The following is a 15,842-nucleotide window of genomic DNA, read 5'->3' as shown; positions in this document are numbered from 1 at the left end:
GGCCCTGGTCCTTCTGGGTGCGGGCCCGCCGCACGGACTTACGGCTCGGGGAGAGCGTGGGGGTACTCATCTCAGCGCTCCTCGTTCCGGGATCCGCGCAGCTGCACGACGTAGGCGATGACGGCGGTGACGACACCCATCACGATGGCCACGGTGGCAGCGTAGTTCTGCTGCTGACCGCTGAAAGCCAGAGTGTAGGCGTACATGTTCGGGGTGTAGTCGGTGGTGATGACGTTCGGGAGCAGCGGCCGCAGGATGTTCGGCTCGTTGAAGAGCTGGAAGCTGCCGATGATCGAGAAGATCGTGGCGATCACCATGGAGCCGCGCAGGGCCGGCCACTTGATCGCCCGGATGATCCAGAACTGGCCCGCGCCGTCGAGTTCCGCCGCCTCGTAGAGCTCGGTGGGGATCGTCTTCAGCGTGGTGTAGAAGATCAGCATGTTGTAACCCACGAACGACCAGGTCACGATGTTACCGATCGAAACCAGCGTCCAGTTACCGGCGAACGGGTTGAGACCGGTGCCGAGCGCCTCGTTCAGCTGGCCGACCAGACCGAACTGGTCGCCGTACATGAAGCCCCACATCAGCACGGCCACGACGGCCGGCACCGCGTAGGGCAGGAACAGCACGATGCGGAAGAGGTTCGCACCGTAGAGCCGGGCGCTGTCGATCGCCATCGCCGCGGCCAGGGCCAGACCGAGCATGATGGGGACCTGCACCACGAGGAAGAGCAGAACCCGCAGCAGGGCGTGCCAGAAGGCCGCGTCCTGGAAGAGCTGGGTGTAGTTGTCCAGACCGACGAAGCTGTTGCCGCCGATCAGCTGGTTCCGGTAGGTGCTCAGGTAGATCGCGTAGACCAAGGGCGCGATGAACACCAGGGCGAAGACGGCCATGAAGGGGCCGACGAAAATCCAGCCGCGCCAGTCCTTCCGCGTCTTGCGCCGAACCGGCTGCCGCGAGGGCGGGACCGTGCGAGCGGTCGCCGACGCCATCGTCATCTCTTTACCTCTCTGGAAAGAACACCAAGATGTTTACGTCAACATTTTGGTCTTCGGAAGCTAGCATGTTTACGTGAACATGACCACGGGCCCTCGACGGTGAATCCGCCCGATCACACGGTGCAGTCAGACGAAAGCCTCATCGTGGAACCAAAAGTGCGCAGACGCGGCCCTTCCATGGCGGACGTCGCCCGGGAGGCCGGGGTCTCCGGCCAGACGGTGTCACGCGTCGCCAACGGGCGCTCAAATGTGGACGAGAGCACCCGTAATCGGGTACAAGCGGCGATGCGCAAGGTCGGTTACCGTCCGAACAACGCCGCGCGGGCCCTGCGGCTGGGGCGATTCGGGAACATCGGCGTGATTATGTTCACGCTGTCGTCGTTCGGCAACATGCGCACCCTCGACTCGATCGCGATGGCGGCGTCCGACCACAACTACTCGCTGACCCTCATCCCGGTGCGTCGTCCCTCGCAGACCGACGTGACGCAGGCCTTCGCGCGGCTGCACCGGCAGGCCGTGGACGGGGTGATCATCGTCATCGAGACTGCCCTGATCGACACCAACGAGGTGCACTGGCCCGCCGGTCTCCCGGTGGTGGTCATCGACGCCGGGGCCGATCTGCCGCACCCGATCGTCGACACCGACCAGGCCGAGGGCGCGCGTCTGGCCACCGAGCACCTGCTGAGCCTCGGGCACCGCACGGTCTGGCACGTCTCCGGCCCGCCGAACTCCTACTCGGCCACGCGCCGCCACCAGTCCTGGTGCGACACGCTGCTGCGGCACGGGCGCGAGGTGCCGCCGGCGGTGCGGGGCGACTGGACCTCCGACTCCGGCTACCGGGCGGGCCTGACGCTGGCCCAGAAGCCCGGCGTGACAGCCGTGTTCACGGCGAACGACCAGATGGCGCTGGGCGTGCTGCGCGGGCTGCACGAGCGGGGACGCCTCGTGCCCGGCGAGATCAGTGTGGTCGGCTTCGACGACATGGCCGAGTCCAAGGACTTCTGGCCGCCCCTGACCACGGTGCGGCAGAACTTCGAGGGGGTGGGCCGGCGCAGCGTGGAGATGCTGATCCACGGCATCCGGAGCGGCACCAGCTCGCCCGCGAACGTGCTGGTGCCGACCCATCTGGTGCTGCGGGAGAGCACCGCTCCCCCGGCGGAGGGTTAGTCGTCGTCCTTGCGCGACCCGGCCATGTCCAGGGCCAGCACGGCGGCGAGGATCAGCAGGTGGTCCTCGCCGTCACCGATGCGCACCGCGTAGGTGTCCCGGATCTTGAACCAGCGCTTGGACACGTTGGCCACCTCGCGACCGCCCCGCTCGACCGAGTACTCGTGGTCGAACAGGTCGCCCTTCATGGTGAGGTCGTCGGGCCCGGGCACGTCGATGGTGAACCGGTCGCCGAACGGGGTGAAGAACTTCTTCTTCACCTCGGCCGCCTTCTGGTCGCCCACCGTGATCGTATAGGTCTCGCGCAACGAGATCAGCTGCCGGTGCACGGAGGCCACTTCCCTGCCCTCCGGGTCTTCCAGCACCAGGCGCCCACGCAGGCTGAGCACCTTGCCGTCGACGTGCAGCACCAGCCGGCCGTCCTCGTCGGTGATGTCGAAGTCGTCACCGATGTCGAAGAAGCGTTCCTTGATCAGGTACATGAAGCCATTCTCGGGGACCACCCGATCGGCGCAAGGTCACGCCCGCGAGCGCAACCACTCGACCAGGGCCGCCGATCCCGGCCTCGGCCGGGAGATCAGCCACCCCTGCAGCACGTCGCAGCCCATGGCGGTGAGCTGCCGCGCCTGCTCGGCGGTCTCCACCCCTTCGGCGCAGACCCGCATGCCCAGCGAGTGGGCCGTCTCCACCACGAGTTTCGTGAGCACGTGGTCGGTGGACGAGTCGGTCACCCGGTCGATGAACGACTTGTCGATCTTCACCACGTCGGCCGGCAGGTCGCGCAGCATCGTCAGGGACGAGTAGCCGGTGCCGAAGTCGTCGAGGGCGATGGTGACACCCAGGCCCCGGATCTCGCGCAGCAGCTGGGCGGTGACCTCCAGGTCGCCGATCACCGCGGTCTCGGTGATCTCCAGGCACAGCGACTGCGGGGGCAGGCCGGAGTCGGTGAGGGCCTCGAGCACCTCGCGGAAGAAGCTGGGCTGCTCGATCTGCACGGGCGAGATGTTCACGGTGACCTTGAGCCGCCGCAGTGAACCGTCCGGGTGGCGCACCGGCGGCCAGGTCGCGGCCTCGAAACAGGCCGTGCGCAGCACCCAGCGGCCCAGGTCGATGATCAGGCCGGTCTCCTCGGCCACGGTGATGAAGTCGACCGGGGAGACCGGGCCGAGTTCCTCGTCGTTCCAGCGGGCCAGGGCCTCGGCGCCGAGGATGCGGTTGCTCGCGACGCCGGCCAGCGGCTGGTAGGCCAGGCTGAGCGCGCCCGAGCCGATCGACGAGCGCAGCCGCCGTTCCATGTGGTGCCGGGCCCGCAGTTCCTCGAGCCGGCCGGGGGCCGCCACCAGCTGCGGGTCGAAGTAGGTGACCCGCCCGCGTCCGTGCGCCTTGGCCTGGAACATCGCCAGGTCGGCCTGGGAGACCAGGTCGTCGAGGCGAACCCCGGGGCCGCCCAGCGGCATTGAGTCCAGCCCGGCCACGCCGACGCTGGCGCCGATCGACACCGAGGTCGGGACCGGGGTGTGCTCGCCGCCGTGGTCGACCAGCACGCCGAAGGGCAGCGAGGCCTCGTGCACGATCCGCTCGGCCACCGCCCGCGACGCCCCGGCGGTGAGCGTGCCCCTCAGGATCAGCGCGAACTCGTCGCCACCGAGACGCACCACGCGGTCGCCGGAGCGGGCGATCCGCCGCAGCCGGTCGGCGAACTCACGCAGCACCTGGTCACCGACGGCGTGACCGAGGCCGTCGTTGATGTCCTTGAACCGGTCGAGGTCGACGTACAGCACGGTGACCTCGGACTCCTGCTCGTCCGGCCGTGCGACCCACTCCATCAGCGACGCCCGGTTGGGCAGGCCGGTCAGCGGGTCGTGCCGGGCCTGGTGGGCGTAGTCGCGCGAGAGCGCGCGGAACAGGGTGGTGACGCCGACCGTCATGACCTCGCCGTCGGGCATCAGCACACCGACGTTCGAGATCAGCGTCTGGTCGGTCTCCTCGCTGACCACTCCCGCGGCCTCGGCGATCCCGGTGTGCGCGGGAACCACGAGATGCGGGACGCCGCTGAGCCTTCCGAGGGTCAGGCGGCTGTGCACGGCGCGCCCGAACCCGAGCTTGCCGGTGATCCAGCGCTCGAACCACGACCGGTCGAGCACCACCGGGCCGCTGCGCATCCGCACCACCACACAGGGGGCCTGCGGGTTGCGGCGGAACCAGTCGTCGAGTTCGGTGACGCGCATCGAGGCCGGCATGCTCACGGCGGGCTCGGCGATGTCTCCCAAGGACACCGTCTGGGTGAGTACCGGAGTGGTCATCTCGGTTACCGCGGCCCCAGGGCTTCGGGCAGCACGGCGGTGGGCAGCCACTCGGTGAACGCTTCGGACCCGGAGAGCGGCTTGGAGATCAGCCAGCCCTGCAGGGTGTCGCACCCCATGTCGGCCAGGCGCTCGGCCTGCTCGTTGGTCTCCACCCCTTCGGCGCACACGCTCATGCCCAGCGAGTGGGCGGTCTCGATGACCAGGCGGGCGAGCACGCTGTCGGTGGAGGCCTCCACGGCGATCTTGTCGATGAACGACTTGTCGATCTTGACCACGTCGGCGGGCAGGTCGCGCAGCATCGTCAGGGACGAGTAGCCGGTGCCGAAGTCGTCGAGGGCCACGGTGACCCCGAGATCGCGTACCTCCTGCAGGTTCTTGGCGGTGGCGTGCATGTCACCGATCACCGCGGTCTCGGTGATCTCCAGGCACAGCGTGCGCGGCAGCAGGCCGGAGTCGACCAGGGCGTCGGCGACGTCCCGCACGAACGAGGGCTGCGACAGCTGCACGGCCGACACGTTCACGGTGACCTTCATGCGCCGCCGGATGCCGTCGACCGACTCGAACATCGGCCAGGTCGCGGCCTCCCGGCAGGCGGTGTTGAGCGCCCACCGGCCCAGGTCGATGATCAGCCCGGTCTCCTCGGCGAGCTTGATGAACTCGGTCGGGGCCACCGGCCCGAGCTCGTCGTCGGCCCAGCGGGCCAGCGCCTCGGCGCCGACGATGCGGTTGCTCGCCACCTCGGCCAGCGGCTGGTAGTGCAGGCGCAGGTCACCGTTGGCGATGGCCAGACGCAGGCGCCGCTCCATGTGGTGCCGGGCGCGCAGCTCGGCCTGCGAGCCGCGGGTGGCCAGCACCTCGGCGTCGAAGTGGGTGACCTTTCCCCGGCCGTGGGCCTTGGACTGGAACATCGCCAGGTCGGCCTGGGACACCAGGTCCTCGAGGCTGACCCCGGACATCACCGAGTCGGCCCCGGCCACGCCGACACTGGCGCCGATGCTGGCGACGGCCTCGACCTGCTGGCCGTCACCGTGGTCGACCGTGACGCTGAACGGCATCGAGGCCTCGTGCACGATGCGCTCGGCGACGCCGCGCGACTCCTCGGACGTCAGCACCCCGGCCAGCACCATGGCGAACTCGTCGCCACCCAGCCGGGCGACGCGGTCGTCCGGGCGGGCGATGTTCTGGAGCCGTTCGGCGAAAAGCCTCAGGACCTGGTCGCCGACGGCGTGACCGAGGCTGTCGTTGACGTCCTTGAACCGGTCGAGGTCGATGTAGAGCACGGTCAGGTCGCCGGACTGCGCGTCGTGGCCGCGCATCCACTCCATCAGCGAGGCCCGGTTGGGCAGCCCGGTGAGGACGTCGTGGCGGGCCTGGTAGGCGTAGCTGTACGAGAGCGCGCGGAACAGGGTGGTCACCGAGACCGTCATCAGCGTGCCGTCGGGGGCGATCACGCCGACCGTGCTGACCGACGCCTCCTCGCCCGGCGCCTCGTCGGTGACCACGGCCGCGGCCGCGTCGATGGTGGTGTCGGCGGGCAGGAAGATGCTGGTCACGTCGTCGAGGTCGGCCAGGGTCATGCGCTTGTAGACCGAGCGCCCGTAGCCGAGGGCACTCGCCACCCAGCGGTCGAACCAGGCGCGGTCGACCACGATCGGGCCGGTGAGCAGCGGCACGACGATCGTGGTCGCGCGGGGGTTGCCCTTGAACCAGTCGTCGAGCTCGGAGACCCGCATCTCGGGCGACATGGTCACGGCGGGAACGGCGATGTCGGCCAGGATGGCTTTCGCCCACCCGGACAGGGGTTCCGGCTTGGACGCCTGCTGGTCGGGCAGCCGGTGCCGCCCTCTCCGAGGTCGGCCGGTCGCCTGGGCCCACGGCATGGCTGGCGCCACCGCCACGTCGTCTTCCCCTTCCGGACACGGTACAAGTGCTTGTCTTCCCGTCGTCCGATCACCCAGCGGCGATGATCCGCCGACAGGGTGACGCCCGACCGTGTGACGGTAACGGTCCGGAGGGGGTTCTGTGCATCGTCCATCACCCAACTGAGGTGGAAACCACCAGCGCAAAACCCGTCAATGCGGGTGCTTTCCGGTTTGCCGGCCGCGAATCCGGTTTCCCTTCGGTGAGCGGCCGGCACTTGACCTCTGAGCCCGGTGAGGTCTACAACACCGCGATCCGGACCGGAGTGCGCAGTTCCCGATCATGGCCGACCACCCGGCGCGGTCCGGTCAGGCGAACCGGGCCGTGGTGCGGCAGGTCGCGCGACGACGTGCCCACGGCCACCTCGATCTCGCCCGGTTCCACCACCCGCCGCAGGTCACGGTCGACCAGGGCGGTGCGGTCCGCGTGCACCCGGAACACCACCTCGGCCGACTCCCCCGCCTCCAGCCGCACCCGGGCGAACCCGGCCAGCCAGCGCACCGGCCGCACGACCGAGGCCACCGGGTCGCTCAGGTAGAGCTGCACGACCTCGCTCCCGGGGACCTCGTGCGGATTGCGGACGACGCACCTCACCTCGATCTCGCCCGCGGTGTCCACCTCTTCCCGGTCGATCGAGAACTCGCCCAGTTCGAGGGGGTGGTACGAGAGCCCGTGGCCGAAGGGGAACAGCGGCGTGGTGTCGACGCTGCTGATAGTGCTGGGCTCGCCGAGCGGGGGCTGCAGGTAGGTGAAGGGCTGGCCGCCCGGGCGGCGCGGGATCTGCACCGGCAGCCGGCCTCCCGGATCGATGCGCCCGGACAGCACCCCGGCCAGCGCGGCGCCTCCCTCGGCACCGGGCATGAACGCCTGCACCAGCCCGGCGGTGCGGGACGCCAGGTCGCCGAGCGCGTACGGCCGGCCCGACACCACGACCACGACCACCGGCGTGCCGGTGTCGAGCAGACGCGTCACCAGTTCTTCCTGCCGCCCCGGGAGGCGCAGGTCGTCGACGTCGCAGCCCTCGCCGGACGTCCCACCACCGAACATCCCCGCCCGGTCGCCCACGAAGGCGACGACCAGGTCGGCCCCCGCCGCGGCGGTGACGGCCGCCGGAATGCCGCTCGGGTCGTCGCCCATCACGTCGCAGCCGACCTCGAAAGAGAGCTCGGTGCCGGGGAACTCGGCCCGCAGCGCGTCGAGCGCGGTGGGGATCGGGATGCCCAGGCCCCCGGCGTGCTCGGGAAACTTGGGCAGCACGTGGTTGGGGAAGGCGTAGCAGCCCATGAAGGTGCGGGCGTCGTCGGCACAGGGGCCGACCACGAGCATGCGCGAGGGGGGCTCGCCGATCGGCAGGGCGGTGCCCGGGTCGAGAAGAATGATGGACGCGTCGGCCAGCCGGCGGGCGATGTCGCGGTTCACGGGTGCGTCGAGGGACTCGGGCGGGTCCACCGCGGGCTTGCGATCGGCGTCGAGCAGGCCGAGCTCGGCCTTCTGCGTGAGCACCCGGGTGACGGCCCGGTCGAGCAGGGCCTCCTCGACCCGGCCCGCACGCACCAGGTCGGGCAGGTGCGCGAAGCAGAGGGTGTCGGGCAGCTCCACGTCGGTGCCCGCACGCAGGGTGGCCTCGGCGGCCCCGGCGTGGTCGGGAACCACCTTGTGCATCAGCGCGAGGAACGGCGTGGCCCAGTAGTCCGAGACCACCGTACCGGTGAAACCCCACTGCTCACGCAGGATCTCGGTGAGCAGCCAGTCGTCGACGCCGGCCGGCACCGAGTCGACGTCGTTGTAGGAGTGCATCACCGAACGGGCACCGGCGGCGACGGCGGCCTCGAACGGCGGCAGCACCACGTCGAGCAGTTCCCGCCGGCCGGCCGAGACCGGCCCGTGGTTGCGCCCGGCCCGCGAGGCCGCGTACCCGGCGAAATGCTTGAGGGTGGCCACGATCCCGGCTCCCTCGAGCCCGCGCACGTAGGCACTGCCGAGCTCGGCGACCAGGTACGGGTCTTCCCCGAGCGTCTCCTCGACGCGCCCCCAGCGGTAGTCGCGCACCACGTCCATCAGTGGTGAAAGCCCCTGGTGCACACCCAGACCCGCGAGATCGTGACCGATGGCCGCGGCCATCTCCCCGACCAGGTCCGGGTCGAAACTCGCCGCCCAGGCGATCGCGGCCGGGTAAACCGTTGCCCCGTAAGCAGTCACACCGGTCAGGCACTCTTCGTGGGCGATCGCCGGGATGCCGAACCGCGAGCCCGCGACGACCACCTCCTGCTGTCGGGCCAGCTCGGCCGCACCCTGTGCCGGGCTCACCGGGGCACTGCCGTAGACCCGCGTCAGGTGCCCGAGGCCGTGCCGGGCGGCCTGCTCCAGCGCAACGGCGGTGGAGGCGGCGAAGGCCTGCTCCATCGGCGCGCTGTCGGGGCCGAACTCGCGGGGCGTGTTGCCCAGCCAGCGGCTGCCGAGCTGGGCCGCCTTCTCCTCGACGGTCATCCGGGCCAGCAGGTCACGCACCCGGATCGCGATCGGGACCGCCCTGTCGCGCCAGGCTTCGGTTGTATCCACCACTCACTCCTTCGTGAGGTGCTTCGAAAAGTTTTCGGTGACCGACGACTTCAGCCCTGATCAAAACCGAGCGCTGACAGGCGTTTTTCCGTTCGTCGACGGTTTCACTGTCCCTCCTGCGCGGATCCCTTTCAAGGGTTGACATCCCCCGGCGGCGAAACTAGCTTTCGAGAACTTCCGACATTTCCGGCGAGAATTCGAGGGGTGAATTCACGCCGACCCTGAACCTGATCGTGAATCTGAACCAGCGCACCGGGGCGCTGCTCGGTCCCGGCGCGACTTCTCTCGAGAGCCGCGGACCGCCCGCGGCCGGTACCCGATGGAGATCACCGTGGATCCCATGAAGACGTCCCGACGCAATTTCCTGACCTTCGCGCTCGGCGTCCCGATCGCCGGCGCCACTCTCGCGGCCTGCGGAAGTTCCGGTCCCGGCACCGAGAACGGCGGCGGCGGAAAGGGTTCGGGCGGCACCTACTGGTACCTGTCCGTCGACCCGAACGAAACCATCCGCAGGAACTCGCTCGACCGGTTCAACAAGGCCAAGCCGGACGAGGCGATCAAGGGCAACGCGTTCCAGAACGACGCCTACAAGGAGAAGATCCGGGTCGCGATCGGGGCCGGCAACGCCCCCACGGTGATCTGGGGATGGGGCGGCGGCGGCCTGGCCAGCTGGGTCGAGGCCGGGGCGGTCGAGGACCTGACGTCGTGGTTCGACGAGAACCCGGACCAGAAGGAGCGGCGGTTCGCCTCCGCCCTGGCACCCGCCATGGTCGACGGAAAGTTCTACGCGGTGCCGGCCGAGTCGGTCACCCCGATCGTGTTGTTCTGGAACAAGAAGGTTTTCGCCGACGCCGGGCTGCAGCCACCCACCTCCTGGGAGGACATGCTGGCCCTGGTGCCGCAGTTCGTGGACAAGGACATCACCCCGTTCGCCCTGGCCGGTCAGTCGCGCTGGACCAACATGATGTGGCTGGAGTTCCTCTTCGACCGGATCGGCGGGCCCGAGGTCTTCCAGGCCATCTTCGAGAAGAAGCCGGACGCCTGGTCGGACCCGGCCGCGATCAAGGCCATGACCGAACTGCAGAAGCTGGTCAAGGCGGGGGGTTTCGGCAAGGGCTTCGCCTCGATCACCGCCGACACCAACGCCGACCAGGCTCTGCTCACCTCCGGCCGGGCGGCCATGATGCTGCACGGCGCCTGGACCTACGGGTCGATGAAGGAGGAGGGTGGCGACTTCGTCAAGAACGGCGACCTCGGCTACATGAACTTCCCGCCGGTCGCCGGTGGCACCGGCGACCCGAGCAACACGTACGGCAACCCGGGCCAGTACTACTCGCTCTCGTCCAAGGCCACCGACGAGCAGAAGAAGGCCGCCAAGGACTTCTTCAGCACCCAGGTGCTCTCCGACGCCGAGCAGAGCGACTGGGTGAACATGGCCGGTCAGGTGCCGATCGTGGTCGGGGTGGACGCCAAGTTCAAGGGCCTGGAGGACGAGGCCTGGCTGCAGTTCGTCTACGACACCGCCAGCAAGGCCAAGGTCTTCTCGCAGTCGTGGGACCAGGCCCTCGGCCCGGTCGCGGCCGAGCCGATGCTCGCCAACATCGCCAAGCTGTTCGGACTCGCCATCACGCCCGAGCAGTTCGCCCAGAGCATGAACAAAGAACTCGCCAAGTGACCGTCCCCGTCGCTCTTCCGCCCGATCAGGCAGCTCCTGCCCGGACCGCGTCGCACGCGGTCCGGCAGGGCTCCATCGCCTGGATGGCGTTGCCGGCCCTGCTGATGTTCGTGGCGTTCGCCGTGGTCCCCCTGGTCGGGGTACTGGCCCTCAGCTTCACCTCGTGGGACGGCCTGGGTGCCATCCGTCCCAGCGGCCTCGACAGCTGGCAGGAGGTGCTGAAAGACCCGAACCTGCCGCACTCGCTGTGGGTGACGTTCGAGATCATGGCGTTGTCGTGGGCCTTCCAGACGCCGATCAGCCTGCTCATCGGGGTGTTCCTGGCCTCCCGCGAGCGGTACCGGGGCTTCCTGGCCGTCATCTACTTCATCCCGCTGCTGCTCAGCCAGGCCGCCATCGCGCTCACCTTCAAGGCGCTGCTCGACCCCAACTTCGGGCTGGGCCCCGGCCTGGACATCGACTGGCTGGTGCAGGACTGGCTGGGCAACCGCACGCTGGCGCTCTGCACGGTCGTGTTCGTGGTGTCGTGGCAGTTCATCCCGTTCCACTCGCTGATCTACCAGGGGGCGGTGCGGCAGATCCCGGTCTCGCTCTACGAGGCCGCGCAGCTCGACGGCGCGGGCCGGCTGCGGCAGTTCTGGAACATCACCCTGCCGCAGCTGAAGAACACCATCATCACGTCGTCCACGCTGATGGTCGTCGGGTCGCTGACCTTCTTCGACCTGATCTGGGTGCTGACCGCCGGCGGCCCCGCCGACGCCACGCGAGCCCTGGCCCTGGACATGTACATCCGCGGTTTCCGGGCCAGTTCGATGGGCCCGGCGAGCGCGATCGCGGTCATCCTGGTCGTGACCGGCCTGCTGCTGGCGATGCTGCTGCGGCGGCTCGGCGGCGGCCGCGAGACCACCAGCCAGCTCGAGGGGATGTGATCACCGGTGACCACCACCCTGTCCGGTGAGCGGACCGCCCGGACGACCACCACGTCCTCCGGCACCGCCCGAAAACTGTTGCGCTGGAACTGGCTCGGTGGGCTCGCGGGCTGGTTCTGGCTGCTGGTGGTGATCATCCCGATCTACTGGATCGCGCTGACCAGCATCAAGACCCGGGCCAACTACTACACCACCAACCCGCTCCTGCCCCCCGGTGAGATCTCCCTCGAGAACTACCGTTTCGTGCTGGACTCGGGGTTCACGCGGTACTTCACCAACACCGTGATCGTGACGCTGGGCGCGGTGGTGCCGGCGGTGATCATCTCGTTCATGGCCGCGTTCGCGATCGTGCGGGCCGGTGACGGGCGCTTCCTGCGCGGCGTGAACACGCTGTTCCTGGCCGGGCTGGCGATCCCGCTGCAGGCGGTGATCATCCCGGTCTACCTGATCATCATCAAGCTGCAGCTGTACGACACCCTGCTGGCGATCATCCTGCCCTCGATCGCCTTCGCCATCCCGCTGACCGTGCTGATCCTGGTCAACTTCATCCGCGACGTGCCCAAGGAGCTGTTCGAGTCGATGCGGCTCGACGGCGCCAGCGAATGGAGAACGGCCTGGTCACTGGCCTTTCCGCTGACCCGGCCGGCGCTGGTGACGGTGGGCATCTACAACGCGCTGACGATCTGGAACGGGTTCCTGCTGCCGCTGGTGCTCACGACGGAGCCGACCATGCGCACGCTGCCCCTGGCCCTCTGGTCGTTCCAGGGCCAGTACGGCGTCAACGTGCCGGCCGTGGCGGCGGCGGTCGTCCTGACCACCCTGCCCATCCTCGCGCTGTACGCGATCGGGCGCCGTCAGCTGCTGAGCGGACTCACGGCCGGGTTCGGGCGCTGAGCCCCGTGGACAGCTCGACTAACGGCGTGAAGCCGGGGCGGGCGACCCTGGCCACCATCGCGGAGGCGGCCGGCGTCTCGATCGCCACCGTCTCGAAGGTGGTCAACGGGCGCCAGGACGTCTCCCCCGGCACCCGGGCGATGGTCGAGGACCTGCTCCGGCAGCACTACTACACCGGGCGCGGCGGCAGCCGGCAGCCCTGCGTGGAAGTGGTGTTCGCCGGGCCGCTGGCGGCCTACAGCAACGAGGTGATGGAAGGAGTGCTGCAGGCCGCCGCCGAACCGGGCGTGGCGATCATGCTGAGCAAGGGCCGGATCGGCTCGACGCCCACCGCCTGGGCGCTGGGCGTGGCCAAGGCCGGGCGCAGCGCGGTGATCAGCGTGAGCAACGAGATGGCGGAGGAAGACGCGACCGCCCTGGCCCGCGCCGGGGTGCCGCTCGTGGTCATCGACCCGCTGACCCCGGCCGGGGCCGACGTGATCAGCGTCGGCTCGACGAACTACTTCGGCGGCATCAGCGCGGCCGAGCACCTGCTCTCGCTCGGCCACACCCGCCTGGCCTACCTCGGCGGCGGTGCCGACGCGGGCTGCAACCAGGCGCGGTGGCAGGGTTTTCGCAGCACGCTGGAGGCGGCCGGGCACCCGGTCACGCCGGATCGGGTGCGGCACGGCACCTTCCGCTACGCGTGGGGGGTGGCCGGTGGTGAGCAGCTGCTGGCGCTGGAGAGCCCACCCACCGCGGTGTTCGCCGGCAGCGACGAGATCGCCCTCGGGCTGATCGAGGCCTGCCGGCGGCGCGGGGTGCGGGTGCCGGAAGACCTCAGCGTGGTCGGGTTCGACGACACCCAGCTGGCCGAGATCTGCTCACCGCCGCTGACCGTGGTGCGGCAGCCGCTGCGCGAGATGGGGAGCGTGGCCCTGCGCACGGCGCTGCGGCTGGCGGCCGGGGCGGCGGTGGACTCGCACCACGTGGAGCTGGCGACGAGCCTGGTGGTGCGGGCGTCGTCGGCGCCACCGTCCTCCTCGGCGCGGGTGCCGTAGCCCCCGCCGCAGTGGACCGCGAGCCCCACCTGCCGGTAACCCGTGAATGGCTGCACCCCCACTGCAACCCGGCCTGCGGATGGGTGTCACGGTCCGGATCTGTACCGGAACGTGACGTAATCTCCCCCGGGTGAGGACGATCCGTCTGAAAGTGACACTCCGCGACGTCGAACCACGGGTGCTGCGCGTGCTCGACGTACCCGCCGACTCCACGCTGGGTGAGCTCCACGAGCTGTTGCAGATCGCCTTCGGCTGGCTCGATCGGCAGTCGTACCAGCTGGTCTCGGGGCTGGCCGCGTTCCTCGGCGAGCCCGGCGCCCCGCCCGTGGGCACGCTCGCGGGTGACCTCGGGTCCACCTTCCTCTACCGTTACCACCCGGAGCACGGCTGGGAGCACGACGCGGTGGTGCTCGGCGCGGGCGGCGACGAGGCGGCCTGCGTCTACGGCGAGGGGACATGCCCGCCGGAGGGCAGCGGCGGGCCGCGGCGCTGGGCCGGGTTCGCGGTCCCCGGGCTCGAGGGCGAGTTCCGGCCCGCCCTCACCGACGCCCGCGTGCGGCAGATGGCCGGCGCGGTGCCCGAGTCGGTCGCACTGCTGCTGCGGCTCGTCGGCGACGGGGTGGAAGTGCGCGAGGGCGGAGGGTTCCCGGCCGAGGTGACGGCGGCGGTGCACCGGCGCCGGCCGCGCTGGCCGGCGACCGCCGAGCCGGAGACCGACCGGCCCGGCCTGCCCCCGCTGCTGGCTCTGCACGGCGTGCTGCGCAGCACCGGGATCCTGGTGCAACGGCAGGGCCGTCTGCGCCCGGCGGCCCAGGCCGGCGACGAGCGGTTCGTGGTGCGGCGCCTGCGTTCCTGGTTCGCCCCGGGCGCTTTCGGGGCGGTGGTGGCCGCGACCGCGGTCGGGCACCTGGCCGCGCGCGGGGCCCGCAGCGAGGCCGAGCTGGTGCACGCGGTGCTGGCCACGATGAGCCCCGGCGACACCACCGGCGAACACGACGTGCGCACGGCCCTGCACCATCTGCGGCCCGCGCTGACCGGGCTCGATCTGGCCGAGTGCACCCGTTCCGGCTGGCTTCCCGGCCCCTCGGCCCGGTCGCTGCTGCCGCGGGCCACGGCGCTGTTCGTGCGGGAGGTGGGCCCGGCCGGTCTCGAACCGACGACACCCGCGGTGTAAACGCGGTGCTCTACCAACTGAGCTACAGGCCCCAGGACCGGCGCCGCGAAGACGCCGGTCACGACAATTGTTACAGAGCGGCGATGGCCTCGCGGTAGCCGGCCAGCGACCGGGCCTCGCCCATGCCGTTGACGATGCTCCAGCGCAGCACGCCGTCCCTGTCGATCAGGAAGGTACCGCGAACGGAGCTGCCCGTGCTCTCGTTGAACACGCCGTAGGCCTTGGCCACCTCACCGTGCGGCCAGAAGTCCGACAGCAGCGGGAACGGGTACTTCTCGGCCTCGGCCCAGGTGCGCAGGGCGTACATCGGGTCGCAGGAGATCGCGAGCACCTGCACCGAGCCCTCGTCGAAGGCGGCCAGGTTGTCGCGGATCTCGCACAGCTCACCGGTGCAGATGCCGGAGAACGCGAACGGGTAGAAGACGAGCGCCACGTTCTTCTCGCCGCGCAGGTCGGAGAGCCGGACCACCTCGCCGTGCTCACTCTTCAGCGCGAAGTCCGGAGCGGCCCCACCGATCTCGAGTGCCATGCCTGATCCTCCCAGCGACGACCGACCTGCGGGACAGCCGGGGAAACCGTGACTGTCCCGCGCGCCAGGATCTTCCTGGCACGCGGGACACAGTCTGTCAGGTCCTCCCGGGCCCCGCGCCAGCCTTCGGCCCGAGGTCAGGTCAGCGGCGCCCGGCCTTCGGGGTGGCCAGACGCGTCCCGGTCCAGTCCTGGCACACGCTGATCGTGCTGGTGGCGTGCAGGCCAGCGGTCGGGGCGGCCTCCTCGATCTCACTGTGCTCGACGTGGCCGTCTCGGCCCGCCTTCGGCGTCAGCAGCCAGATCACCCCGCCCTCGGCGAGGTTCGTCAGTCCGTCCACCAGCGAGTCGACGAGGTCTCCGTCCTCGTCGCGCCACCAGTAGACAACTGCGTCGACGACATCCTGGGAGTCTTCGTCGGCCAGTTCGTTGCCCGTCAGCGTCTCGATTGCGAGTCGCAGATCGTCGTCCGTGTCGTCGTCGTACCCGAATTCCTGTACGAACTGACCGGGCTTCAGTCCTAGCCGGCCGGCCATGGACTGCTCAGCCGCGGGCTCCGCGGTCGCGCCCACCTCACTGACCTCCTCCGCTGCCAACGCTTTCCCACGTGGCGGCACCGGCGGCCCGTGAGGGCCGCTCCTTCTCCGGGCGA

At 69.9% G+C, this 15,842-nt stretch carries 13 protein-coding genes, 1 tRNA gene and 1 pseudogene; 6 read left to right on the top strand and 9 right to left on the bottom strand.

The window, feature by feature from the left end; all coding sequences use genetic code 11:
* Positions 1–71 precede the first annotated feature (71 nt).
* Entirely contained in the window at positions 72–998 is a 927-nt protein-coding gene (locus J2S57_RS19580) for a carbohydrate ABC transporter permease (RefSeq protein ID WP_307245065.1), read from the bottom strand.
* Between the two features lie 177 nt (positions 999–1,175).
* Between J2S57_RS19580 and J2S57_RS19575 the strand changes: the two genes are divergently transcribed.
* Positions 1,176–2,165, top strand: coding sequence for a LacI family DNA-binding transcriptional regulator (locus J2S57_RS19575; RefSeq protein ID WP_307245063.1), 990 nt, complete (start codon positions 1,176–1,178; stop codon positions 2,163–2,165).
* Here J2S57_RS19575 and J2S57_RS19570 read toward each other — a convergent pair.
* From J2S57_RS19570 to J2S57_RS19555, 4 genes are all read right to left on the bottom strand, one after another.
* Positions 2,162–2,647 carry an LURP-one-related/scramblase family protein gene (locus J2S57_RS19570; protein WP_307245061.1) on the bottom strand — a complete coding sequence of 162 codons (486 nt, stop codon included), beginning with the start codon at positions 2,645–2,647 and terminating at the stop codon, positions 2,162–2,164. The two genes, J2S57_RS19575 and J2S57_RS19570, sit on opposite strands and share 4 nt — an antisense overlap.
* A gap of 36 nt (positions 2,648–2,683) precedes the next feature.
* A complete protein-coding gene (locus J2S57_RS19565; protein WP_307245059.1) occupies positions 2,684–4,468 on the bottom strand; it encodes a putative bifunctional diguanylate cyclase/phosphodiesterase in 1,785 nt (594 codons plus the stop codon).
* A 5-nt stretch (positions 4,469–4,473) separates the two neighbouring features.
* Positions 4,474–6,369, bottom strand: coding sequence for a putative bifunctional diguanylate cyclase/phosphodiesterase (locus J2S57_RS19560; RefSeq protein WP_307245057.1), 1,896 nt, complete (start codon positions 6,367–6,369; stop codon positions 4,474–4,476).
* Positions 6,370–6,631: 262 nt separating this feature from the next.
* Complete coding sequence (locus J2S57_RS19555; protein ID WP_307245055.1) at positions 6,632–8,950, bottom strand: beta-glucosidase; 2,319 nt, start codon at positions 8,948–8,950, stop codon at positions 6,632–6,634.
* A gap of 340 nt (positions 8,951–9,290) precedes the next feature.
* Here J2S57_RS19555 and J2S57_RS19550 point away from each other — a divergent pair, with 340 nt between their 5' ends.
* From J2S57_RS19550 to J2S57_RS35385, 5 genes and pseudogenes are all read left to right on the top strand, one after another.
* Positions 9,291–10,625, top strand: a complete 1,335-nt coding sequence (locus J2S57_RS19550; protein WP_307245052.1) for an extracellular solute-binding protein — start codon at positions 9,291–9,293, stop codon at positions 10,623–10,625.
* A gap of 83 nt (positions 10,626–10,708) precedes the next feature.
* Complete coding sequence (locus tag J2S57_RS19545) at positions 10,709–11,554, top strand: carbohydrate ABC transporter permease (protein ID WP_370882679.1); 846 nt, start codon at positions 10,709–10,711, stop codon at positions 11,552–11,554.
* A gap of 6 nt (positions 11,555–11,560) precedes the next feature.
* Positions 11,561–12,448 carry a carbohydrate ABC transporter permease gene (locus J2S57_RS19540; RefSeq protein ID WP_307245048.1) on the top strand — a complete coding sequence of 296 codons (888 nt, stop codon included), beginning with the start codon at positions 11,561–11,563 and terminating at the stop codon, positions 12,446–12,448.
* 5 nt (positions 12,449–12,453) lie between these two features.
* The gene (locus J2S57_RS19535) at positions 12,454–13,488 is read left to right on the top strand and encodes a LacI family DNA-binding transcriptional regulator (protein WP_307245046.1); all 1,035 of its coding nucleotides are present in this window, start codon (positions 12,454–12,456) and stop codon (positions 13,486–13,488) included.
* 130 nt (positions 13,489–13,618) lie between these two features.
* Positions 13,619–13,924, top strand: a pseudogene (locus tag J2S57_RS35385) (IS1096 element passenger TnpR family protein); the annotation flags it as partial.
* Positions 13,925–13,929: 5 nt separating this feature from the next.
* Here J2S57_RS35385 and J2S57_RS19530 read toward each other — a convergent pair.
* From J2S57_RS19530 to J2S57_RS19515, 4 genes are all read right to left on the bottom strand, one after another.
* Positions 13,930–14,493 (bottom strand): hypothetical protein, encoded by a 564-nt coding sequence (locus J2S57_RS19530; RefSeq protein ID WP_307245044.1) that lies wholly within the window; start codon positions 14,491–14,493, stop codon positions 13,930–13,932.
* A 128-nt stretch (positions 14,494–14,621) separates the two neighbouring features.
* Positions 14,622–14,694 (bottom strand) — tRNA-Val (locus tag J2S57_RS19525).
* A 38-nt stretch (positions 14,695–14,732) separates the two neighbouring features.
* Positions 14,733–15,191: a peroxiredoxin gene (locus tag J2S57_RS19520; protein WP_307245042.1), complete on the bottom strand. Its 459-nt coding sequence runs from the start codon at positions 15,189–15,191 to the stop codon at positions 14,733–14,735.
* 142 nt (positions 15,192–15,333) lie between these two features.
* Positions 15,334–15,762 carry a DUF3052 domain-containing protein gene (locus J2S57_RS19515; RefSeq protein ID WP_307245040.1) on the bottom strand — a complete coding sequence of 143 codons (429 nt, stop codon included), beginning with the start codon at positions 15,760–15,762 and terminating at the stop codon, positions 15,334–15,336.
* Between the last annotated feature and the right edge of the window lie 80 nt (positions 15,763–15,842).

It is taken from the genome of Kineosporia succinea (assembly GCF_030811555.1).
Lineage (GTDB): Bacteria > Actinomycetota > Actinomycetes > Actinomycetales > Kineosporiaceae > Kineosporia > Kineosporia succinea.
Note: the sequence above shows the minus strand (reverse complement) of the source record. Positions and strands in the feature narration are given on the sequence as shown.

What these genes read in the sequence shown, in the direction of transcription:
- J2S57_RS19565 (WP_307245059.1), bottom strand. Translation starts at nt 4,468, where the DNA reads ATGACCACTCCGGTACTCACCCAGACGGTGTCCTTGGGAGACATCGCC.
- J2S57_RS19570 (WP_307245061.1), bottom strand. Translation starts at nt 2,647, where the DNA reads ATGTACCTGATCAAGGAACGCTTCTTCGACATCGGTGACGACTTCGAC.
- J2S57_RS19545 (WP_370882679.1), top strand. Translation starts at nt 10,709, where the DNA reads ATGGCGTTGCCGGCCCTGCTGATGTTCGTGGCGTTCGCCGTGGTCCCC.
- J2S57_RS19520 (WP_307245042.1), bottom strand. Translation starts at nt 15,191, where the DNA reads ATGGCACTCGAGATCGGTGGGGCCGCTCCGGACTTCGCGCTGAAGAGT.
- J2S57_RS19575 (WP_307245063.1), top strand. Translation starts at nt 1,176, where the DNA reads ATGGCGGACGTCGCCCGGGAGGCCGGGGTCTCCGGCCAGACGGTGTCA.
- J2S57_RS19580 (WP_307245065.1), bottom strand. Translation starts at nt 998, where the DNA reads ATGACGATGGCGTCGGCGACCGCTCGCACGGTCCCGCCCTCGCGGCAG.
- J2S57_RS19550 (WP_307245052.1), top strand. Translation starts at nt 9,291, where the DNA reads ATGAAGACGTCCCGACGCAATTTCCTGACCTTCGCGCTCGGCGTCCCG.